The following is a 19,709-nucleotide window of genomic DNA, read 5'->3' as shown; positions in this document are numbered from 1 at the left end:
ACCCCGCAGGACCATCGCCCACGCATCCGCTGTCTGCCCGGTGACGGCCCGAAGCGTCTGTGGCCGGGCCCCTCCCGGCCGCTACGCCGCCACCGTCCCCGCTCCGGCGGCCGGTGACGAGCAGGACCGCCGCGTCAGCGAAGAGGCGTTGCAGGTTCTGCTCGACGTCCTCGCCGGTTTCGGCCTGCCCGACGCGCGTGGTCGACTCTCGCACGCGCCATGCGATCAGCACTTCACGGGTTCGGCACCCTTGAGGCCGCCAGCAGAGCCGCCTCCGTGTCTCGCAGAGGTCCCCCGGTGGTGAGCGCGGTTTCCAGTGCGGCATCGAGGGCGGGTGCACGCGAGGCCAGGTCCGACCCGGACAAGGCGGGCGGGTCCGTGGTGAGGGAGGCGATGACGGCGTCCCGCAGCCGTGCCGAAGTGGTCAGGTCCCGCTCCGCGGGCTCTTCGCCGATCAGCGCCAGCGTGGCACCCGTTGTTGCGGCGTGGATGACGAGGGTCGCCTGCTTCACCGGAACCCGGGGGCGCCCGGCCTCGGCCGCCCGGCCCAGCAGTGTGACCAGCAGGGCGTGCGCCTCGTCCGCGGCCGGGGGCCGCCGCCCGGGCTGCACAGTGCCGTACATGAGCATGTAGAACGCGGGGTGTCGCACTCCGAAGTCGACGTGCAGGTCCCAGCCGCGGTAGAGGTCGGCCACCGGGTCGTGGGGGTCGGCGCTGTCAGCGGAGAGCTCTAGGATCCCGGCATGATTTCCCCGGAAGAGATCGAGCAGATCATGACGCGTATCGAACGTGAGGGGGACGGCGAATTCTGCACTTGTGGGGCGTGGGCGGCCCGCCTGGTGCGGGGTCGTGAGTGCCAAGGGTGCTACCGGATGCGCCGGGGCATCGAGAACTATGGGCTCACCGTTCCCCAGTACAACGCGATCTGGCGCGCGCAGAACTTCCGGTGCGGCCTCTGCGGGGACAATGAGGAGCCCTGCGACGGCGATATCCCTCACGCCGAACCACGCCCCTGGCAGATCGATCACGACCATCACTGCTGCGGCATGAAGCGCACCAGTACCCGCTGCTGTGTTCGCGGAATCCTCTGCCGCCCGTGCAACCTGAACGAGCTGGCGCCGTATGAGCGCAAGTGCCGTCGTGGCGCCGGCTTCGCGATCCCGGACATCGACGCCTACCTGGCCAACCCGCCGGCGCGCCGCCCAGAAGCCCGTGTCATCCGGGGCCGCAGCGACGCCTACCTGCCGACCTCATGGGCCTCTATCCACGATGCGCAGGTGATCAAGCGCGGATATGTGGGGTGGTTGTGAGCGTTCCGCAGCAGGCCGGTCGCCAAGATCAAACTCTTAGGGCGCTGGCCTGCCGCCGATGTGCGGGATTCGGGTCTCAGGTCTGCTCCAGCAGCTCCGCGCTGATCCGGTCCCAGGTCAGGCGTCCTCGGCGGTGCGAATCGGTGGTGCGTGTGCTCGTGAGGTCGGTTACTCAGAGCCAGTCCTTCCGCTTGAAGATGACGTACAGACTGGTGCATACGACCGCCATCAGGGCGACCGCGAAGGGGTATCCGAGTGCCCAGTGCAACTCCGGCATGTGCGTGAAGTTCATGCCGTAGATCGTCCCGACCAGGGTCGGGGCGAAGAGGATGGCGGCCCACGACGAGATCTTCTTGATCTCCTCGTTCTGTTCGAAGCCCGCTTCCGCCAGCGCCCGCATCTCCGCGTTCTGCTGCTGGGTGACCAGGGTGGCGTTGACCGTGAGGATGTCGGTGAGGGCCTGGCGGAAGCCGTCCACGCGTTCGCTGGTGTGCGTGACGTGGTCGGCGACGTCCCGCAGGTAGCGCTGGAGTTCCTCGTCGGTGCCGTACTTGGCGAAACCGGCCATCAGGGCGTGCAGCATGCCGACCAGGGGGCGGGTGGCCCGCTGGAACTCGACCATCTCGCGCGAGAGTTCGTAGATGCGGCGCGAGACCCAGGGGTCGCCGCCGAAGACCTCGGTCTCGATCTCGTCGATGTCGTTCTGGACGCCGGAGACGACCGGGGCGTAACCGTCCACCACCGCGTCGAGGATCGCGTACAGCACCGCCTCGGGGCCGCGTTTCAGGAGGTCCGGGGTCTCCTCCATACGGCGGCGCACCGCCGAGAGGTCGGGGGCCGCGCCGTGCCGGACCGTGATCAGGAAGTCGGGGCCGAGGAACACGTGCAGTTCGCCGAAGTCGACCTCCTCGGACGCGTCGAGGTAGCGGGCCGCGCGCAGGACGACGAACAGCGTCTCGCCGTAGCGCTCCAGCTTCGGCCGCTGGTGCGCCTCCATCGCGTCCTCGACGGCGAGCGGATGGAGGTCGAACTCGGCCGCCAGGGACAGGATCTGGTTCTCCGTGGGGCGGGCCAGGCCGATCCACGCCATGCCGTCCGGCTGGTCGCGCAGTTCACGGAAGGTGTCCGCGAGGGAGGCCGGGGACGCGACGCGCACCCCGTCCCGGTAGAGCGCCGCCTGCACGACGCTGTCCGGTTCGGCCGGGACCGCGTCGGCGGCGGGAGCCGGATCGGACGCCCGCGGGTCCGGCGGCGGGGGAGCGGCGGCGCCCTGGGCGCGGCGCCACACCGATCTCCGGCCGCCCTTGGCGGCGGGTACGGGACGGGCCCTGGCCCGGCGTTCCGGCATCGCGGCTGCCTCCGTCTCGTACCTGACCCGACCTGTGGAACGCGTGCAGGATATACGGGGCGAACGGCGGGACGGCGCCGGGCGAAGGGGACGGGCGAAGGGGACGGGTGAAGGGGTGCGTGGTTGCGGCATGCGGACAGAAGGTGTCCGCATGCCTCGGTAGCGTGCGGACATGACGAAGACCTCGACCGCCCCCGTGCTGAGCGTCCGCGAACTGAACCGCGCGACCCTCGCACGACAGCTCCTCCTGCGTCGGGCCACCCTGTCCGCGACGGACGCCGTGGCACACCTCGTCGGCCTCCAGGCGCAGAACGTGAAACCGCCGTACCACGCGCTCGCCGCCCGTCTGGAGGGCTTCGCGCCGCAGGAGCTGTCGGCCGCCATGGAGACGCGGGAGGCCGTCCGCATCGTCACCCTGCGGTCCACCATCCACACCCACACCGCCGACGACTGCCTCACTCTGCGTCCACTCGTACAGGCCGCCCGGGAAAGGGAGTTGTACGGTTTCCGGCAGGGCCTCGCCGGAGTGGACCTCGACCGGCTCGCCGCGGTCGCCCGGGAACTGGTCGAGGTACGGCCGCGCACCATGAAGCAGTTGCGTGAGGCACTGCTCGCCGAGTGGCCGGACGCCGATCCGTCGGCGCTCGCCGTCGCGGCCCGCTGCCGGCTGCCCCTCGTCCAGGTCACGCCGCGCGGGCTGTGGGGCCGCAGCGGCCAGGTCGCGCTCACCACCGCCGAGCACTGGCTCGGCAGGCCGTCGCAGCCGGCTCCCGCCCCCGACGCCACCGTCCTGCGCTACCTCGGCGCCTTCGGGCCCGCCTCCGTCAAGGACATGCAGACCTGGGCCGGGCTGACCCGGCTGCGGGAGGTCTTCGAACGGCTCCGGCCGCAGCTGGTCACCTTCGCCGACGAACGAGGTGCCGAGCTCTTCGACCTGCCGCACGCGCCCCGCCCCGCCGCGGACACCCCGGCCCCCGCGCGCCTGCTGCCCGAGTTCGACAACCTGCTCCTCTCGCACGCCGACCGGTCCCGGGTGGTGCCTGCCCACCACAAGGGCCGTACCTGGCAGGGCAACCAGGCCTACCCGGCCCTGCTCGTCGACGGGTTCCTGGCGGGTGTGTGGCGGCTGGAGGAGACCGGCGGGAGGAGCGTGCTCACCGTCGAACCCTTCGGCACGCTCACCGGCCGGCAGCGCGCCGAGGTGACCGGTGAGGCGGCGCGCATGCTCGCGGTACTCGGCGGGCCGGCCCCGTACGACGTGCGGTTCGGGACCGTCGTACGCGCCGGCTGACGGGGCCGGACAGCCGGCGGACCCATGGAGAGGGGGCGTTGCGGGCCGCTCGTGGAGGCCCGCAACGCCCCCTGTCTGTCCCTGAGCCGCGATCGCGCCGACCGCGCTCAGGAAGTCACCGGTACGGTCAGGAGTTGACCTGCGCCGTCACCAGGCTCGAGAACGTCGTCAGGCGGGTGTAGACACCGGGATAGCCGGCGTCCGCGCAGCCGTAGCCCCACGAGGTGATGCCGGCGAGCTTGCCGCCGATGACGAGCGGGCCGCCGCTGTCGCCCTGGCAGGTGTCCACGCCGCCGGAGGTGTAGCCGGCGCAGACCATGTCGGTGGAGATGTACGACGAGCCGTACGCCGAGGAGCAGGTGGAGTTGGACACGGTCGGGACCGTGGCCGTGCGCAGCTGGTTGGAGGAGGAGCCGCCCGAACTGGTGGTGCCCCAGCCGAGGATGCGGGCGGTGGTGCCGGCCGTGTACAGGCTGGTCTCGGAGGCGGAGACGTAGCTGATCGGCGTGTACGGCATGGACGTCGACAGGGTCAGGACGGCGACGTCGTCACCCTCCTCGGCGTCCGTGTAGCCCGGGTTGATCCATATCTTGCTGACCTGGGCGACGGTGCCGTTGGTGCCGTTGCGGTACGTCCGGCCGCCCACCACGCGGATGCCGCTCGGCGTCTCGCCGACCATGCAGTGGGCCGCGGTGACGACCTTGGTGGGCGAGACCAGGGTGCCGCCGCAGAACTGGCTCTGCGAGGCGGTGGTGATCTGCATGACGTACGGGTACGCGGCGGCCGTGGTCGTCGAGCCGCCGACGATGGGCTGGGGGGCGGCGCTCGCGGTGGTCGCGCCGAGGAGACAGGTCGTCGCGGCGGCGGCGACCGTGGCGGTGAGGGCGGCGGCCTTCTTGGCAAGGGTGAACCCGGACATGGATCTCCTCAGGGGTGCCGGTGGGGGGCGTGGGGGGTGCGACAGCCTGCGGGGCGGGTCCAACGGTAGGAGGAGGGCGGGGCGGGTCCAATGAGGGAACTCCCTGCCGTGGTGACCGAGGGATAACCCTCGGTCACCGGTGGGGGCTTGTCGCGCCGTTCCCCGCGGGCCTGGCAACTGCCTGTGCGGCTCGGTCAGTTGGCTCTGTGCTGGGCTGCTGCCAGGCGGACTATGTCCACCCGTGAGCGGATCCCCAGCTTTCGGTAGACGCGGGTCAAGGTCGCCTCGACCGTCTTGACGCTGATGAACAGGCGGCCGGCGATCTCGCGGTTCGTGGCACCCTCCAGGACCAGCGCCGCCACCTGACGTTCCGTCGAGGCCAGCCGGTCCAGGTGGGGGAGCATCGACTCCGGGGCCGCCGGGGCGGGGACCGGCGGGGAGCCGGGGACGGCGGCGGCCGCGGCGACCGCGTCCAGCTGCCGCAGCCACGGCATCGCCTTGCAGCGGCGGAACAGCCGCGCCGCCTCGTCGTACGCGCCGTGGCCGGACTGCTCCGCCCGCAGCCGTGCCAGCGCGAACGCGGCCCGCGCCTCCTCGAGCCCGTAGCCGAGCTGCGCCAGCCGGTCCTGCGCCGACAGCAACTGCCGTACCGCGGCCTCGTGTTCGCCGGTCGCGGCCTTCACCAGCGCCTCGGCCCGGTCCAGTACGGCCAGGACGCTCGCCCGCCGCAGCCGGACCGCGTGCTCGCGCGTGGCCGTGATGACGTCCTGCGCCTCCGCCGGCTCGCCGACCAGGACCAGGGCCTCGGCGAGGTCGCCGTGCCAGCGGCCGCGCGCCGGGTCGAAGATGCCGAGCCGCTGCTCCGACTCCCGCGCCCTGCGCAGGGAGTGGACCGTACCGGCGGCGTCCCCGGCCACCAGCTGGGCGTGCCCGAGCGCGCCCAGGGCCCGCGAGAGGTAGACCAGGTCGCCGTCCTCCTCGGCGCGGCGCACCGCGTCGCGGGCCAGCACGAGCGCCCGGTGCACATCGCCGCCGGCGGCCTCGGCGAGCGAGGTGAACATGTTGCCCGCGGCCTCGCCGATCCCGGTGTCCCGGGCCAGCCGCAGACTCTCGTGGGCGAGGTCGAGCGCCCGCCCGCAGTGCCCGGAACGCAGTTCGGTCTCGGCTAGCCCGCGCAGGAAGTGCACCTCGCTCTCGACGATGCCGCGCCGCCGCACCTCACCCAGCAGCCGGGTGATCGCGGCCCGTGCCTCGGTCAGCTGGTCGCTCATGATCAGCCAGCGGAAACGGGTGGCCCCGGCGCCGTTGTGGTCGACGGCCACCCGCAGGTCCTGCGGTTCCGCGAGGGCCTTCTCGAGCGTCACCGGGGCCGCGGGGTGCCCCATCAGGGTCTCCATCTGGGCCTGGAAGGACAGGGCCAGCAGCTCGGTGCTCCGGTCGCCCGCGGTGGCGGCGAGCCGTGCCGCGTGCGCGGCCTCCGCGCGGCCCTTGCCCATCTCGCCCTCCAGGAGGAGCGCCCGCCACGCCAGCTGGTAGCGGACCAGCGCGAGCAGCCGCGGGTCGTCGCCCGCGTCCGCGAGGGCCTGCGGGAACACGGACTCGACGTCGGCCATCGCCTGCCCGGCCGAGTCGATGACGACCATCCAGGCCCGTACCCGGACGGCCGGGTCCGTCGCCCGCTCCAGGACGTCACGGGCCACCTCGCGGGCCAGGTCGATCTCGCCGGAGGTCAGCGCGTCCTCGGCGGACCGCAGCCGCCGTTCGTCCGCGCCGGGCCGGCCGTCCGCCGGGGTGTGCCGGGCGGCGAGCAGCCCGAGCCGGGCCGCCACCGAGGGCGCGCCGCGGTCCCGGGCCAGGGCCGCCGCCTCGGAGAGCCGCGCGGCGACCTGTTCGTCGGTGCCGGTGGTGGCCAGCGCGAGGTGCCGGGCCCGCTCGATCGGCTCGGAGGCCGCCGTGGACAGGGCGGCGTGCGCCGCCCGCCGCTCGAAGGGCGTCGCCTGGGCGTACAGGGCGGCCGAGACGAGGGGGTGCGCGAACCGTACGGCGCCCTCCTGCCCGTCCGGGCCCCTGCCGTCCTGCCCCTGGGCGGTCACCAGTCCGAGCGAGGCCGCGAGGGCGATCTCCGCCTCCGCGTCCGTACGGCCCGCGGCTTCGAGCAGCGCCTGGGCGGGGCGGGCTCCCGCGCTCGCCACGAGGAGGGTCTGCCGGGCCTCGGCGGACAGCAGTTCCAGACGGCTGAGCACGAGCGCGCGCAGCGAGGTCGGCACGGGCAGCGGCTCACCGGGCCGGGGTGGCGTCGGGCTCTCGGCCAGGGCGCGGCCCAGCTCCAGCGCGAACAGGGGGTTTCCGCCGCTGGTGTGGTGGATGTCCCGCAGGGTCGAGCGGCTCAGGTCCGGATACCCACGGGAGACGAGCAGCTCGGAGACCTGCGGCCGGGACAGCGGAGCCAGCCGCAGGGCCAGCGTCTCCGGCGGATACGCGCGTAGATACAGGTCGTGCTCCTGCTCCTTCGGTTCGGTGCCGGTGCGCACCGCGCCGAGCATCCGCACCGGCATGCCGCCCAGGCGCCGGGCGGCGAATCCCAGCAGTTCGGCGCTGGGCGCGTCCAGCCACTGCAGGTCGTCCGCGACGAGGAGCACGGGGCCCCTGGCCGCCAGTGCGCGCAGCACCGACAGGACGGCCAGCCGCAGTGCCAGGCCGTCCTGGTGCAGGGAGGACTCGGCGCGACCGGTGAGCGCCGCTTCGAGTGCGGCCTGCTGCGGGGCGGGCAGGGTGTCCGCGACCTCGTCGGCGACCAGACCCAGCAGATCGACCAGCGCCAGGAACGGCAGATGCGATTCGGACTCGGTGGCCGAGCAGCGCAACACCGTCCGGGCGGATTCGGCATATTCCGTGGTAATAGCCCGCAGGACGGTCGACTTTCCTATTCCGGGCGGCCCGTGCAGGAGGAGGCTGCCCCCTCGGGAGAGCTGGTCACGCGCTCGTCCGAGCAACTCCTCCCGGCCGATGACCCGGCCGGTGTCCGGTCTGCCGACCTGCCTGCTGACCTGCTCGGAACGGGGTCTGACAGGCTCCTCGAAATCCCGTCGCACGCGCACCGCTCCTCTCAAGTCGTGTCGGATCAATATTATGCAAAGAGGGCCTTGAATTCGGGTGGTCCGACCGTGAGGGAAATAACAGAGATTCGGTATACGGGATTTCATGGGTCCCGCACATGCGGGGAACACGCGAAGAGGTACGGACCTTCACGGCAGCAGCCCCGCCCGCCGCGCCGCCACCACGGCCTCCAGGCGCGTGTGCGCGCCCAGCTTGCGCATCGCCGAGCGCAGGTAGGCCTTCACCGTCTCGGCGCGCAGTCCGAGCCGGTACCCGGCCGCCGCGTTGGTCGCGCCGGCCGCCACGCACGCCAGAACGTCCAGCTCGCGCGGGGTGAGCCGGATCCGCGGGACCGTCGCGGACAGTGGGCCGGGGGTGGCCGCCAGCGTCGCGCAGACCGCCAGCAGTTCGGCCCGCAGCGCGGGGTCCACGACACGCGGCGCCAGCGCACGCAGCGCCCCGTGCGCCTCCCGGAGCCGCTCCCAGGCCATGCCGTGCGCCCCCTGCACCCCTTGCACCCCGTGTGCCTCTTGCACCCCCGTGGCTCCGGGGAATCCTCCGGACCCGGTGGCCCCTCCGTCCGCGCCGCGCGCGCGGGCCGCCGCCAGCAGGCCGTACGCCTCGTCCCGTACGACCAGTGACTGCTCCACGTCCCGTGCGGCCTCCACCGCCGCGGACAGGATCCGGTCACCCAGGGGCCGGGCCGAGCGCAGAGCCCCGTACAGGACACCGCGCACCCGGCGCCGTACGACGACGGGTACGGCGAGGACGGACCGCAGCCCCTCCGCGGCGACCGCGCCGTCGTACTCGTGGCTGATCCGCCGGGACGAGGAGTAGTCCGTCACGGCGCACGGCCGGGCGAGGGCGACCGCCTTGCCGCCCAGTCCGTTGCCCGATGACACCGCCAGCGCGCTCAGGGCCGTCGTCGTCGTACCGTTCAGCTCGCTGATGCGGACCTGACCGCGGCCCGGCTCGACCAGCCCGCCGAACGCGACGGCCAGCCCCGTCTCCCGCCGCAGCCGCATCAGCGCGCCGCGCATCTCCACCGCCTCGGCCGCGCCAGTCGCCACGTGCTCGTCCCTTCACCGTCACCACCCCCGTCCGGGGGTGGTGAGATCCGCATCACGGATTACACGATGGGGGACAGCCGCCCCGCAATGCCCCGGGACCGAGGAGGACGGATGACGACGCCGCCGACGACGCCGACGGAGGACTTCCGCAACGCGCGGGACTTCCTGCTGCAGCACCGCGAGGACTACACCACGGCCTACGAGGGCTTCTCCTGGCCCCGCCCGGAGTACTTCAACTGGGCGCTCGACTGGTTCGACGCCATCGCGCGGGACAACGACCGGACCGCGCTGCACATCGTCGAGGAGGACGGCCGGGAGACGAAGCTGTCCTTCGCCGAGCTGTCCGCGCGCTCCGACCGGGCCGCGGCGTGGCTGCGCGGGCTGGGCGTCCGCGCCGGGGACCGGATCCTCGTCGTGCTCGGCAACCAGGCCGAGCTGTGGGAGACGGCCCTGGCCGCGATGAAGCTGCGTGCCGTGGTAATCCCCGCCACCCCGCTGCTCGGGCCGGCCGACCTGCGCGACCGCGTCGGGCGGGGCCGGGTCCGGCACGTCCTGGCGCGTGCCGAGGACACGGCGAAGTTCGACGAGGTGCCCGGCGACTACACGCGTATCGCCGTCGGGGGCGACCGCGCGGGCTGGCACGCGTACGAGGACGTCCACCGCCACGACCACGGCCCCTTCACGCCGGACGGTCCGACCCGGGCCGACGACCCGCTGATGCTCTACTTCACCTCGGGCACCACCGCCCGGCCCAAACTCGTCGAGCACACCCATGTGTCGTACCCGGTCGGCCATCTGGCGACCATGTACTGGATCGGCCTGAAGCCGGGCGACGTGCACCTGAACATCTCCTCGCCCGGCTGGGCCAAGCACGCCTGGTCGAACCTCTTCGCCCCCTGGAACGCGGAGGCGACCGTCTTCATCCACTCCTACACGCGCTTCGACGCGGGCCGGCTGATGGCGGAGATGGACCGGGCGGGGGTGACGACGTTCTGCGCGCCGCCCACCGTGTGGCGCATGCTCATCCAGGCCGACCTGAGCCGGCTGCGCACGCCTCCGCGCGAGGCCGTCGCCGCCGGTGAGCCGCTCAACCCCGAGGTCGTCGAGCAGGTGCGCAGGGCCTGGGGCGTCACCGTCAGGGACGGCTTCGGACAGACCGAGACGGCCGTCCAGGTGTGCAACAGCCCCGGTCAGCCACTGAAGGCGGGGTCGATGGGACGGCCCAGCCCGGGCTACCGCGTCGAACTGCTCGACCCCGTGTCGGGCGCCCCGGGCGCGGCGGAGGGCGAGATCGCGCTCGACCTGTCCGTGCGGCCCGTGGGCGTGATGACCGGCTACCACGGCGACCCGGACCGTACGGCCGAGGCGATGGCGGGCGGTCACTACCGCACCGGGGACATCGGCTCGCGCGACGCCGACGGGTACCTCACGTACGTGGGCAGGAGCGACGACGTCTTCAAGGCCAGCGACTACAAGATCAGCCCCTTCGAGCTGGAGAGCGCGCTGCTGGAGCACGAGGCCGTCGCCGAGGCGGCCGTCGTGCCCGCGCCGGACGAACTGCGGCTCGCCGTCCCGAAGGCGTACGTCGTGCTGGCGGAGGGCTGGGAGCCGGGGCCCGACACCGCGAAGCTGCTCTTCGAGCACGCGCGCACGGTCCTCGCCCCCTACAAGCGGGGTGCGCCGGCTGGAGTTCGGCGCCCTGCCCAAGACCGTGTCCGGGAAGATCCGGCGGATCGAGCTGCGCGAGGCCACGGCGGCCGGGTCGGACGCCGAGTACCGCGAGGAGGACTTCCGGTGACCGAACCGACGCACGCGCAGCCGACGCACACGCGACCGACGTACGCGCAGCCGACGCACGTGCAGCCGACGCACGCGCAACCGCCGCACCCGCAGCTGTCGTACGCGCACGGGGTGAGCGACACGGCCCTGCTCGGGGACACCGTCGGGGCCGACCTCGACCGGGCGGTGGCCCGCTGGCCGGACCGCGAGGTGCTCGTCGACGTGCCGTCGGGCCGCCGCTGGACCTACGCCCGGTTCGCCGAGGACGTCGACCGGCTGGCGTGCGCGCTGCTCGCCGCCGGGGTCACCAAGGGCGACCGGGTGGGCATCTGGGCGGTCAACTGTCCCGAGTGGGTGCTCGTCCAGTACGCCACCGCCCGCATCGGCGCCGTGATGGTGAACATCAACCCGGCCTACCGCACCCACGAGGTCGAGTACGTCCTCAAGCAGGCCGGGATCTCGCTGCTCTTCGCCTCCCTGAGCCACCGGACGAGCGACTACCGGGCGATGGTCGGGCAGGTGCGCGCCACCTGTCCCGAGCTGCGGGAGACCGTGTACATCGGCGACCCGAGCTGGGACGCGCTGCTCGACCGCGCGACCGCCGAACTGCACGCCGAACTCCCCGCGCGGGCTGCCGGGTTGTCCTGCGACGACCCGATCAACATCCAGTACACCTCGGGCACCACGGGGTTCCCCAAGGGCGCGACCCTCTCCCACCACAACATCCTCAACAACGGGTACTTCGTGGGGGAGTCGATCGCCTACTCCGAGCAGGACCGGATCTGCGTACCCGTGCCCTTCTACCACTGCTTCGGCATGGTCATGGGCAACCTCGCCGCCACCTCGCACGGCGCGTGCATCGTCGTCCCGGCGCCCTCCTTCGACCCGGCGGCGACGCTCCGGGCCGTGCAGGAGGAGCGCTGCACCTCGCTGTACGGCGTACCGACCATGTTCATCGCGGAGCTGAACCTGCCGGACTTCGCGACGTACGACCTCTCCTCCCTGCGGACCGGCATCATGGCGGGCTCGCCCTGTCCGGTCGAGGTGATGAAACGCGTGGTCGCCGAGATGCACATGGCGGAGGTGTCCATCTGCTATGGCATGACGGAGACCTCGCCCGTCTCCCTGCAGACGCGCCGCGACGACGACCTGGAGCACCGCACCGGCACGGTCGGACGGGTCCTGCCGCACATCGAGGTCAAGGTCGTCGACCCGGCGACGGGGGTGACCCTGCCGCGCGGCTCGGCCGGTGAACTGTGCACCCGCGGCTACAGCGTGATGCTCGGCTACTGGGACGAGCCGGAGAGGACCGCCGAGGCCGTCGACGCCGGGCGGTGGATGCACACCGGCGACCTGGCGGTGATGCTCGACGACGGATACGTACAGATCGTCGGCCGCATCAAGGACATGATCATCCGGGGTGGCGAGAACATCTACCCGCGCGAGATCGAGGAGTTCCTGTACGCGCACCCGAAGATCGCCGACGTGCAGGTGGTCGGCGTGGCCCATGAACGGTACGGCGAGGAGGTGCTCGCCTGCGTGGTCCCGCGCGATCCCGGTGAGCCACCGACGCTCACGGACCTGCGGGCCTTCTGCGAGGGCCGGCTGGCGCACTACAAGGTCCCGAGCCGGCTGCAGATCATGGAGTCCTTCCCGATGACGGTCTCCGGGAAGGTGCGCAAGATCGAATTGCGGGAGAGGTTCGCGCAGCCGGACCGCCCGCGGAACTAGCGGGCCAGAGGCCCGGAGAACCAGAGGGGCAGATGCTCCTGGAGGTTTCGGCGGGTCCAGGGGTTTCAGCGGGTTCCGGAGCGGCCGGAGCCCTGGGATCCGGCGGCCCGGGGCGGGCCGTCCGTACGTGCCCATGCCCGCCGCTTATGCCCCTGACCCCTGCGTCGAAGGCCCCGATGCGCTCCCGACCGCCCCCCGAACGCACCCACGCGCTCACCCACACGTGTCTTGAACAGCCCGTTCACGGATGTCGCGCGGACTAAAAGGGTTCACTTCGGGGGTCGGGCGATCGAGGATTTCCGACGACGGGGGAGCGGCGGCATGCGAGTCGGATGGCACGAGGCGGGGGCGCGCAGACGCCTGTGGTTCGCCGTGTGCGCGGTGGCGCTCGCGGCGATGGCGGCGATCCTGCGGTTCTGGTGGCAGGACTCCGCCACCGCCGGGGTCCTGCTGACGGCGCTCGGCGCCTTCATGTCGGTGGCGGCGCTCCTGGCGGACGTGCTGCGCGGCGACACCGGCCCCCGGCCGGACGGCGGCGACGGGGAGCACCGGCGCCGGGCCGTCGAGTCGCTCGCCGAGGCCGTACGGGAGCAGTGGGCGGCCGAGGCGCGGCTGCGGCGCCTCCAGGACCCGGCGCCGCTGGAGGTGGACTGGTGCCTCGCGGACCGGCGCCTGGCCGACCACCCGCACAACATCCCGTCCGGCGCCGTGCTGCCGGGTCCGCGGACGGACGCCGGCGCGGACACCACTGCGGTGGCTGTCACCGCTGCTGCGGCCGCCCCTGCCCCGCCCGGTCGCCGCGTCGTGGTCCTGGGCGAACCGGGGTCGGGCAAGAGCGTGTTCGCGATGCGGTACGTCCTCGACCGGCTCGACGCCCGCCGGGAGGGCGGCCCGGTCCCGGTGATCTTCCCGCTCGCCTCCTGGGACCCGCTGCGCTCGCCGCTGCGCACCTGGCTCGCGGACCGGCTGGCCGCCGACTACCGGCCGCTGGCCGCCCTGGCGGACGACCGCCGCACCCTGGCCCGCGTGCTGGTCGACACGGCGCTGGTGGCGCCGGTCCTCGACGGCTTCGACGAACTGCCCCGGTCCGCGTACGCGACGGCCGTACAGCGCATCAACGCCGAACTCGACCCGGGCGCGCCCCTGATGCTGACCAGCCGGGCCGACGCCTGGGCGGCCGCGGTGGACGAGGGCGACGTGCTCACCGGGGCCGAGGTGGTGGAACTGCGGCCCCTGGACCTCGCACGGGCCGGGGCCCACCTGGAACGCTCGGCACGGCCCCTGCGTCCGGCGGCGGACGGCACCCCGCGCACCGTGTGGACGCAGGTGCTGCGCACGCTGGAGGAACGCCCGGACCTGCCCGCGGCGAAGGCCCTCACCACCCCGCTCATGGTCGCTCTGGCCCGCACGGTCTACGGCGACACCGCCCGCGACCCCGCGCCCCTGCTCGACCGGCGGCGCTTCCCCACGGTGGCGGCGGTCGAGGAGCACCTCCTGGGGGCGTTCGTCCCCGCGGCGTTCGCGGACGCGGGGACGGACGCCGCCGCCGACGCGACGCGCCGGCTGGCCGTGGTGGCGCGGGCGTTGCAGCGCCGCGGTACGGGCCGGCTCGCCTGGTGGGAGCTGGAGTCGCTGCTGCCGCGGACGCTCGCGGTGTACGCGCCGGGGCTGCTGGCCCTCGCCGTCCTGTCCGTGCTGCTGCTGCCGGTGACCCTGGCGCGCGCCGCCGGTGACCTGACCCGGCTGGAGGACGTGGTCTCCCTGACCGCGGTGCTGGCCGGGCAGACGCTGGGGTTCGCGTTCGGGGTCCGGTACCTGCTGCCGCCCGGGCGGCGCGGCGCGGACCGGCGCTTCCGCCGGCGGCAGGCCCTCGTCACGACCGGGCTGAGCGCGCTGCTGTGGGCGGCGTACGCCTACTTCGACGACCTGCGCTTCGGTTTCCGTTTCGGCGGGGTCACCGACGGCTGGATCCCTGACCTGATCGCCGGGTTCCTGTTCTCGCAGCTGTTCACCCTGTTCCTCGGGATCGCCGGGCTCTCCCGCCGGCCCACCCCGCTCGGGCTGCCCTGGAGCGGGGCCATGAGCCGGGCGGCGGCCCGGCTGGGCGGGGCCGCGCTGGCGGTGGGCGGCACGGGCGCGGCGGGCGACGCCCTGCTGGGCCGGGACGGCAGCCCCTGGACCGTCCTGCTCGGCACCACCTGCGCGGCGGCGGGGACGGCCCTGATGACGAGCGGGACGCGCGGGGGCGGGCAGACGGCAGGGACACCGCGCGCGGGGCGGATCGCCCGCCGGTTCGTGTCGGGCACGGTCCGGGGCACCGCCACCGCGCTGCTGATCGGGGTCGCCTCCTGCACGGCGGGTGGGTTCGCGGCGGTCGCCGTGACCGCGCTCAAGTCCCGTACGGCGACGAACCTGACGGGCCAGGAGATCCGCGGCTGGCACTTCGCCGAGCGGGCCGGGGTGCGCAGCGCCGTCACGGAGCGGCCGCTGCGGGGCGGACTGCTGCTGCCCGGCGACGGGGCGCGCCCGGTGGCCTACGCCGGATCGGCACGGCCGCCGAACTGCACCATGCCGCTGCTGCCCCGGCGGCGGTGCGTGGACTTCGTCTCACGGCGGACGGTCTTCGCGTCACGCGACGGCGACGTGGTCGCGCTCATCACCCCGGGCGCCGGACCGGCCACGATCACGGTGCGCCCGGCGAACCTGCGCTCGGTGCTGCCGGACGAGGGCCGGGACTGGCTCACCCAGGGACCGGCCGCGGGGGTGCTGGCCCGCAACCTGCCGCCCGTACTGGTCTCGGGGCTGCTGATCGGTGTGGTCGGCGGCTGTGTGTGCGGGGTGTACCGCGCGCTCAGTGTGCCCTCGGACCTGATGCGGGCCGCCAGTCCCGGCTTCTCGCTGCGCACCGACCGGACCGCGTCCCTGACCCGCGGCGGCATGGTCGCGCTGCTCGTGGCGTGCGTGTGCGTGCCCGTGGTGGCGACGCCCGGCGACTGGGGCGGCCTCGTGCATCTGGGCACCCAGCTGTGGCTGCCGCTGGGCACGGCCGCGGTGGCGCTGAGCGCGTGGGGCCGTTACGTCGTCGCGCGCTGCTGGCTGGCGGCGACCGGGCAACTGCCGTGGCGGCTCATGGCGTTCCTGGAGGAGGCGCACCAGCGGGGTGTGCTGCGCCAGTCGGGGGCGGGTTTCGAGTTCCGCCACGAACGGCTCCAGGCGCAGCTCGCGGGCGCGCGGACGGCGGACGTGGTGGCTCCCCGCGCGTGCCCGGACGTGGACGCGGACGCGGACGAAGACGCCGACGCGGACGAAGACGCGGACGGAAGGCCGGGGCGTCCGCAACCGGGCGCCGTGACGGGGCCGCCTGCCGTCTAGGCGCGTGGTCCCGGCGGCTGTGTGCTCAGGTACATGCAGACCCGGGGCCAGCGGTCCAGGCCGTTCTCGGCCTCCGCCGCGCGGATGCCGCGCAGCCCCGGGGTGAGTTCGTGCTCGGCCAGGACGCGGAAGCCGAGCCGCTCGTAGTAGGGGGCGTTCCAGGGGACTTCCGCGAAGGTCGTCAGGGAGAGACCGGTCAGTCCCTGCCGGCGCGCCCGCCCGGCGACGTACGCGATCAGGGTCCGCCCCACGCCCTGGTGCGCGGCGTCCGGGTGGACGGAGACCTGCTCGATGTGGAAGGCGCCGTCCACGGGCTCGCCGATCAGGTACGCGACGAGCCGGCCGGCGGAGTCCTCGGCGACCCAGGCGTGACCCGCCTTGCGGAAGCGTTCCAGGAGGTCGAGCGGGGGCGGCTCGTCATCGGCGATCTCGGGCATCCCGAAGATGCGGAACGGCTCGCCCGCGGCACGTTCGATGTCCTGGAGGACGGGGAGGTCGGCGGATGTGGCCGCTCTGACGGTCATGGGATCAAGTATGCGCGGTTCGGGCCGAGTTGGGGGATCAGGCGCCGCTTTCGGCGAGTTCGCCGGCGAGGTTGTTGGCCGGTTGCGGGGTGCCGGTGAGGTCCAGCACGAACAGGGGCACGCCGAGCGAGTCGGCGCAGGTGCGGGCGTCCTTCTCGTAGCCGGCCAGGGAGAAGTAGACGCAGCCCGCGGACTCCGTCATCGCCGTCAGCCACAGGCACTCCACGTCCCGCGGGGAGGCCGGGCGCACGGTCGGGTCCACCTGGGCGACGATCCCGCGGGCCGCGAGACCTATCCCGGAGGGCGGCCGCTGGTCGGCCCGCCGGATGTCCCGGTAGCCGAGCCAGCGCAGGTACAGCGCGGCGGCGGTGACGGCGTCACGGGCCGTCCGTATCGTCACCGGCTGGAACGCGGCGCGCGGCGCCGGTTCGGTGCGGGGGAGGGGAACGGCGGCAGGAAGGCGCTGACGTCGCGGCCTCGGAACCGGCCGCCCACGGCCGGAGCCGGAGCCGGCTCCGGTGTCACCGCTCCCGGGGCCGCCCCCGCCGCCCCCGCTGCCCGGGCCGTCCGCGTCGGAGTCGGCGGCGTGCGACACATGCTCGACGCCTGAACCGGCGGTACCGGTATCGGTCGTACCGGTGTCGCCGGTGCGCCGCGCCCGGGGTATGTCCGCGCCGCCCGCGTCGGGTGCGTTCCCGTGGCCGGCGGGGCGGGGCGCTTCCCCGGCATGCGCGTCGGCCGCTCCGGATCCGGCGGCCCTCGGCGTGTGGCCGGCGTCCGGGGCCGCCGCTCCGGGACCGGCGGCGTGCCCGCCGACCTCGCTGGGGCCGCTGAACCCGGCCCCCGGCCCCGGTTCGGCGCGCGCCCCGGACCTGGTGTGCTCTGCGCACTCGGCGTCCTCATCCGGTTCGGCGGGGTCATCCGGTTCGGCGGAGTCATCGGGCCCGGCGGGCCCGGGGTACGCCAGGGGGACCCGCAGCAGCGTCCCGCACGGGCAGCCGAGCTCCGGGCGGGGCCACTGGTCCGCGCGTCCGCAGGCGGTGCAGGGGATCGTCACCCAGTCCTCGTCCCAGGTGTGATGGGTGACGGACTCGGGACGGGCCCGCACGTCGAACAGGGGCGCGACCGGCGCCCCGCACACACACGGGTACGCCGGCGCCGCATAGACATGCTCCCGCCGGCAGGCCGGACAAACGACCGGCACGCTCTCGGCCATGACCCTCTCCAGAACACCGTGACGCCGACACCACACGGGGACGGCTTCTCCATCGTCCTCCGGAACCGCGCGCTCCGGCAGTGAATCGCCCGGACACCCCGCGATCGCAACCCCCGCGCGCCGTCCGCGCGCTCTTGACGCCCCCCGCCCCCCGACCTACATTGCTTCCAGATAGTAGAAGTTACTTTCCACGATACGGAATTTGAAGCTCTCCGCGGGGCGCGACGGGAGCCCGAATCCCACGGCCGAAGCAGGAGTACGCAATGGCTCGTATGACCGCTGCCCGCGCGGCAGTCGAAATCCTCAAGCGCGAGGGCGTCACCGACGCGTTCGGTGTGCCGGGCGCGGCGATCAACCCCTTCTACGCGGCGCTCAAGTCCTCCGGCGGCATCGGCCACACCCTCGCCCGCCACGTCGAGGGCGCCGCCCACATGGCGGAGGGCTACACCCGCACCGCGCCCGGCAACATCGGCGTCTGCATCGGGACGTCCGGCCCCGCCGGCACCGACATGATCACCGGTCTGTACTCCGCGACCGGCGACTCCGTCCCGATCCTGTGCATCACGGGACAGGCCCCGACCGCCGTGATCCACAAGGAGGACTTCCAGGCCGTCGACATCGCGTCGATCGCCAGGCCGGTCGCCAAGATGGCGGTCACCGTGCTGGAGGCCGCCCAGGTCCCGGGCGTCTTCCAGCAGGCCTTCCACCTGATGCGCTCGGCCCGCCCCGGCCCGGTCCTCATCGACCTGCCCATCGACGTCCAGCTCACGGAGATCGAGTTCGATCCGCAGACGTACGAGCCGCTGCCGGTCTACAAGCCGGCCGCGACCCGCGCGCAGATCGAGAAGGCGCTCGCGCTCCTGAACGCGTCCGAGCGGCCGCTGATCGTCGCGGGCGGCGGCGTCATCAACGCCGACGCCTGCGAACTCCTCGTCGAGTTCGCCGAGTTGACCGGCATCCCGGTCGTCCCCACGCTCATGGGCTGGGGCAGCCTCCCCGACGACCACGAGCTGAACGCCGGCATGGTGGGCCTGCAGACCTCGCACCGCTACGGCAACGCGACGTTCCTGGAGTCCGACTTCGTCCTCGGCATCGGCAACCGCTGGGCCAACCGCCACACCGGCAGGCTGGACGTCTACACGGCCGGCCGGAAGTTCGTCCACGTCGACATCGAGCCCACCCAGATCGGCAGGATCTTCGCCCCGGACTACGGCATCGCCTCCGACGCGAAGGCGGCGCTGGAGCTGTTCGTCGAGGTGGCGAAGGAGACGAAGGCCGCAGGCGGGCTGCCGGACCGGTCCGCGTGGGCCGGGGCCGCCCAGCACAGGAGGGCGTCCCTGCAGCGGCGTACCCACTTCGACGACATCCCCATCAAGCCGCAGCGCGTCTACGAGGAGATGAACAAGGCCTTCGGCCCGGAGACCCGGTACGTCACCACCATCGGTCTCTCACAGATCGCCGGCGCGCAGATGCTGCACGTCTACCGGCCGCGGCACTGGATCAACTGCGGTCAGGCCGGCCCCCTCGGCTGGACCGTCCCGGCCGCGCTGGGCGTGGCCAAGGCCGACCCCGGGGCGCAGGTGGTCGCGCTCTCCGGCGACTACGACTTCCAGTTCATGATCGAGGAACTGGCCGTCGGGGCCCAGCACCGGATCCCGTACGTCCACGTGCTCGTCAACAACGCCTACCTGGGCCTCATCCGGCAGGCCCAGCGGGGGTTCGACATCGACTTCCAGGTCAATCTGGAGTTCGAGAACATCAACTCGCCCGAGCTGGGCGTGTACGGGGTCGACCACGTCAAGGTCGTCGAGGGGCTCGGCTGCAAGGCGATCCGGGTCACCGACCCGGCCGAGCTGGGCGCCGCCTTCGAGCAGGCGAAGAAGCTCGCGGCCGAGTTCCAGGTGCCGGTGGTGGTCGAGGCGGTCCTGGAGCGCGTCACCAACATCGCGATGTCCACGACCAACGACATCGGCAACGTCGTGGAGTTCGAGGAGCTCGCGACCGAGCCGGGCCACGCGCCCACCTCCGTCAGACCCCTGAAGGTCTGAGCGCC

Annotated in this window: 11 protein-coding genes and 2 pseudogenes; 6 read left to right on the top strand and 7 right to left on the bottom strand. The window is 73.2% G+C overall.

Annotation, left to right across the window (positions count from 1 at the left end; genetic code table 11):
* Positions 1–233: 233 nt before the first annotated feature.
* A complete protein-coding gene (locus QFZ75_RS08685; RefSeq protein ID WP_307535238.1) occupies positions 234–695 on the bottom strand; it encodes a TetR-like C-terminal domain-containing protein in 462 nt (153 codons plus the stop codon).
* 48 nt (positions 696–743) lie between these two features.
* On the opposite strand from QFZ75_RS08685, the gene QFZ75_RS08680 reads away from it, so the two are divergent.
* Positions 744–1,310 (top strand): endonuclease domain-containing protein, encoded by a 567-nt coding sequence (locus tag QFZ75_RS08680; RefSeq protein WP_307535237.1) that lies wholly within the window; start codon positions 744–746, stop codon positions 1,308–1,310.
* Positions 1,311–1,482: 172 nt separating this feature from the next.
* Here QFZ75_RS08680 and QFZ75_RS08675 read toward each other — a convergent pair whose 3' ends face one another.
* A complete protein-coding gene (locus QFZ75_RS08675; RefSeq protein WP_307535236.1) occupies positions 1,483–2,658 on the bottom strand; it encodes a magnesium and cobalt transport protein CorA in 1,176 nt (391 codons plus the stop codon).
* 172 nt (positions 2,659–2,830) lie between these two features.
* On the opposite strand from QFZ75_RS08675, the gene QFZ75_RS08670 reads away from it, so the two are divergent.
* Entirely contained in the window at positions 2,831–3,949 is a 1,119-nt protein-coding gene (locus QFZ75_RS08670; protein WP_307535234.1) for a winged helix DNA-binding domain-containing protein, read from the top strand.
* Between the two features lie 127 nt (positions 3,950–4,076).
* Here the strand turns inward: QFZ75_RS08670 and QFZ75_RS08665 are convergent, their stop codons facing one another.
* The 3 genes from QFZ75_RS08665 to QFZ75_RS08655 form a co-directional block, all read right to left on the bottom strand.
* Positions 4,077–4,868 (bottom strand): trypsin-like serine protease, encoded by a 792-nt coding sequence (locus QFZ75_RS08665; RefSeq protein WP_307535232.1) that lies wholly within the window; start codon positions 4,866–4,868, stop codon positions 4,077–4,079.
* Positions 4,869–5,062: 194 nt separating this feature from the next.
* Positions 5,063–7,960, bottom strand: coding sequence for an AAA family ATPase (locus QFZ75_RS08660; protein WP_373465827.1), 2,898 nt, complete (start codon positions 7,958–7,960; stop codon positions 5,063–5,065).
* Positions 7,961–8,113: 153 nt separating this feature from the next.
* The gene (locus QFZ75_RS08655; protein ID WP_307535230.1) at positions 8,114–9,034 is read right to left on the bottom strand and encodes a LuxR C-terminal-related transcriptional regulator; all 921 of its coding nucleotides are present in this window, start codon (positions 9,032–9,034) and stop codon (positions 8,114–8,116) included.
* A gap of 111 nt (positions 9,035–9,145) precedes the next feature.
* Between QFZ75_RS08655 and QFZ75_RS08650 the strand changes: the two are divergent.
* The 3 genes and pseudogenes from QFZ75_RS08650 (at position 9,146) to QFZ75_RS08640 (ending at position 15,916) form a co-directional block, all read left to right on the top strand.
* Positions 9,146–10,832 (top strand): annotated as a pseudogene (locus QFZ75_RS08650) (AMP-binding protein).
* 95 nt (positions 10,833–10,927) lie between these two features.
* Positions 10,928–12,544, top strand: coding sequence for an AMP-binding protein (locus tag QFZ75_RS08645; protein ID WP_307544320.1), 1,617 nt, complete (start codon positions 10,928–10,930; stop codon positions 12,542–12,544).
* Positions 12,545–12,865: 321 nt separating this feature from the next.
* On the top strand, positions 12,866–15,916 hold the full coding sequence (locus QFZ75_RS08640; protein ID WP_307535229.1) for an NACHT domain-containing protein: 3,051 nt from the start codon (positions 12,866–12,868) through the stop codon (positions 15,914–15,916).
* On the opposite strand, the gene QFZ75_RS08635 is transcribed toward QFZ75_RS08640, so the two are convergent.
* Complete coding sequence (locus QFZ75_RS08635) at positions 15,913–16,440, bottom strand: GNAT family N-acetyltransferase (RefSeq protein ID WP_307535227.1); 528 nt, start codon at positions 16,438–16,440, stop codon at positions 15,913–15,915. The genes QFZ75_RS08640 and QFZ75_RS08635 overlap by 4 nt on opposite strands.
* A gap of 37 nt (positions 16,441–16,477) precedes the next feature.
* Positions 16,478–16,861 (bottom strand): annotated as a pseudogene (locus tag QFZ75_RS08630) (hypothetical protein); the annotation flags it as partial.
* Positions 16,862–17,919: 1,058 nt separating this feature from the next.
* Here QFZ75_RS08630 and gcl point away from each other — a divergent pair.
* Positions 17,920–19,704 carry a glyoxylate carboligase gene (gene gcl, locus QFZ75_RS08620; protein WP_307535225.1) on the top strand — a complete coding sequence of 595 codons (1,785 nt, stop codon included), beginning with the start codon at positions 17,920–17,922 and terminating at the stop codon, positions 19,702–19,704.
* Positions 19,705–19,709: the final 5 nt, after the last annotated feature.

Source organism: Streptomyces sp. V3I8 (genome assembly GCF_030817535.1).
GTDB lineage: Bacteria > Actinomycetota > Actinomycetes > Streptomycetales > Streptomycetaceae > Streptomyces.
Note: the sequence above shows the minus strand (reverse complement) of the source record. Positions and strands in the feature narration are given on the sequence as shown.

Excerpts from the sequence above, each read along its gene's own strand:
- QFZ75_RS08635 (WP_307535227.1), bottom strand. The coding sequence starts at position 16,440 with ATGACCGTCAGAGCGGCCACATCCGCCGACCTCCCCGTCCTCCAGGAC.
- QFZ75_RS08670 (WP_307535234.1), top strand. The coding sequence starts at position 2,831 with ATGACGAAGACCTCGACCGCCCCCGTGCTGAGCGTCCGCGAACTGAAC.
- QFZ75_RS08675 (WP_307535236.1), bottom strand. The coding sequence starts at position 2,658 with ATGCCGGAACGCCGGGCCAGGGCCCGTCCCGTACCCGCCGCCAAGGGC.
- QFZ75_RS08680 (WP_307535237.1), top strand. The coding sequence starts at position 744 with ATGATTTCCCCGGAAGAGATCGAGCAGATCATGACGCGTATCGAACGT.
- gcl (WP_307535225.1), top strand. The coding sequence starts at position 17,920 with ATGGCTCGTATGACCGCTGCCCGCGCGGCAGTCGAAATCCTCAAGCGC.
- QFZ75_RS08665 (WP_307535232.1), bottom strand. The coding sequence starts at position 4,868 with ATGTCCGGGTTCACCCTTGCCAAGAAGGCCGCCGCCCTCACCGCCACG.
- QFZ75_RS08640 (WP_307535229.1), top strand. The coding sequence starts at position 12,866 with ATGCGAGTCGGATGGCACGAGGCGGGGGCGCGCAGACGCCTGTGGTTC.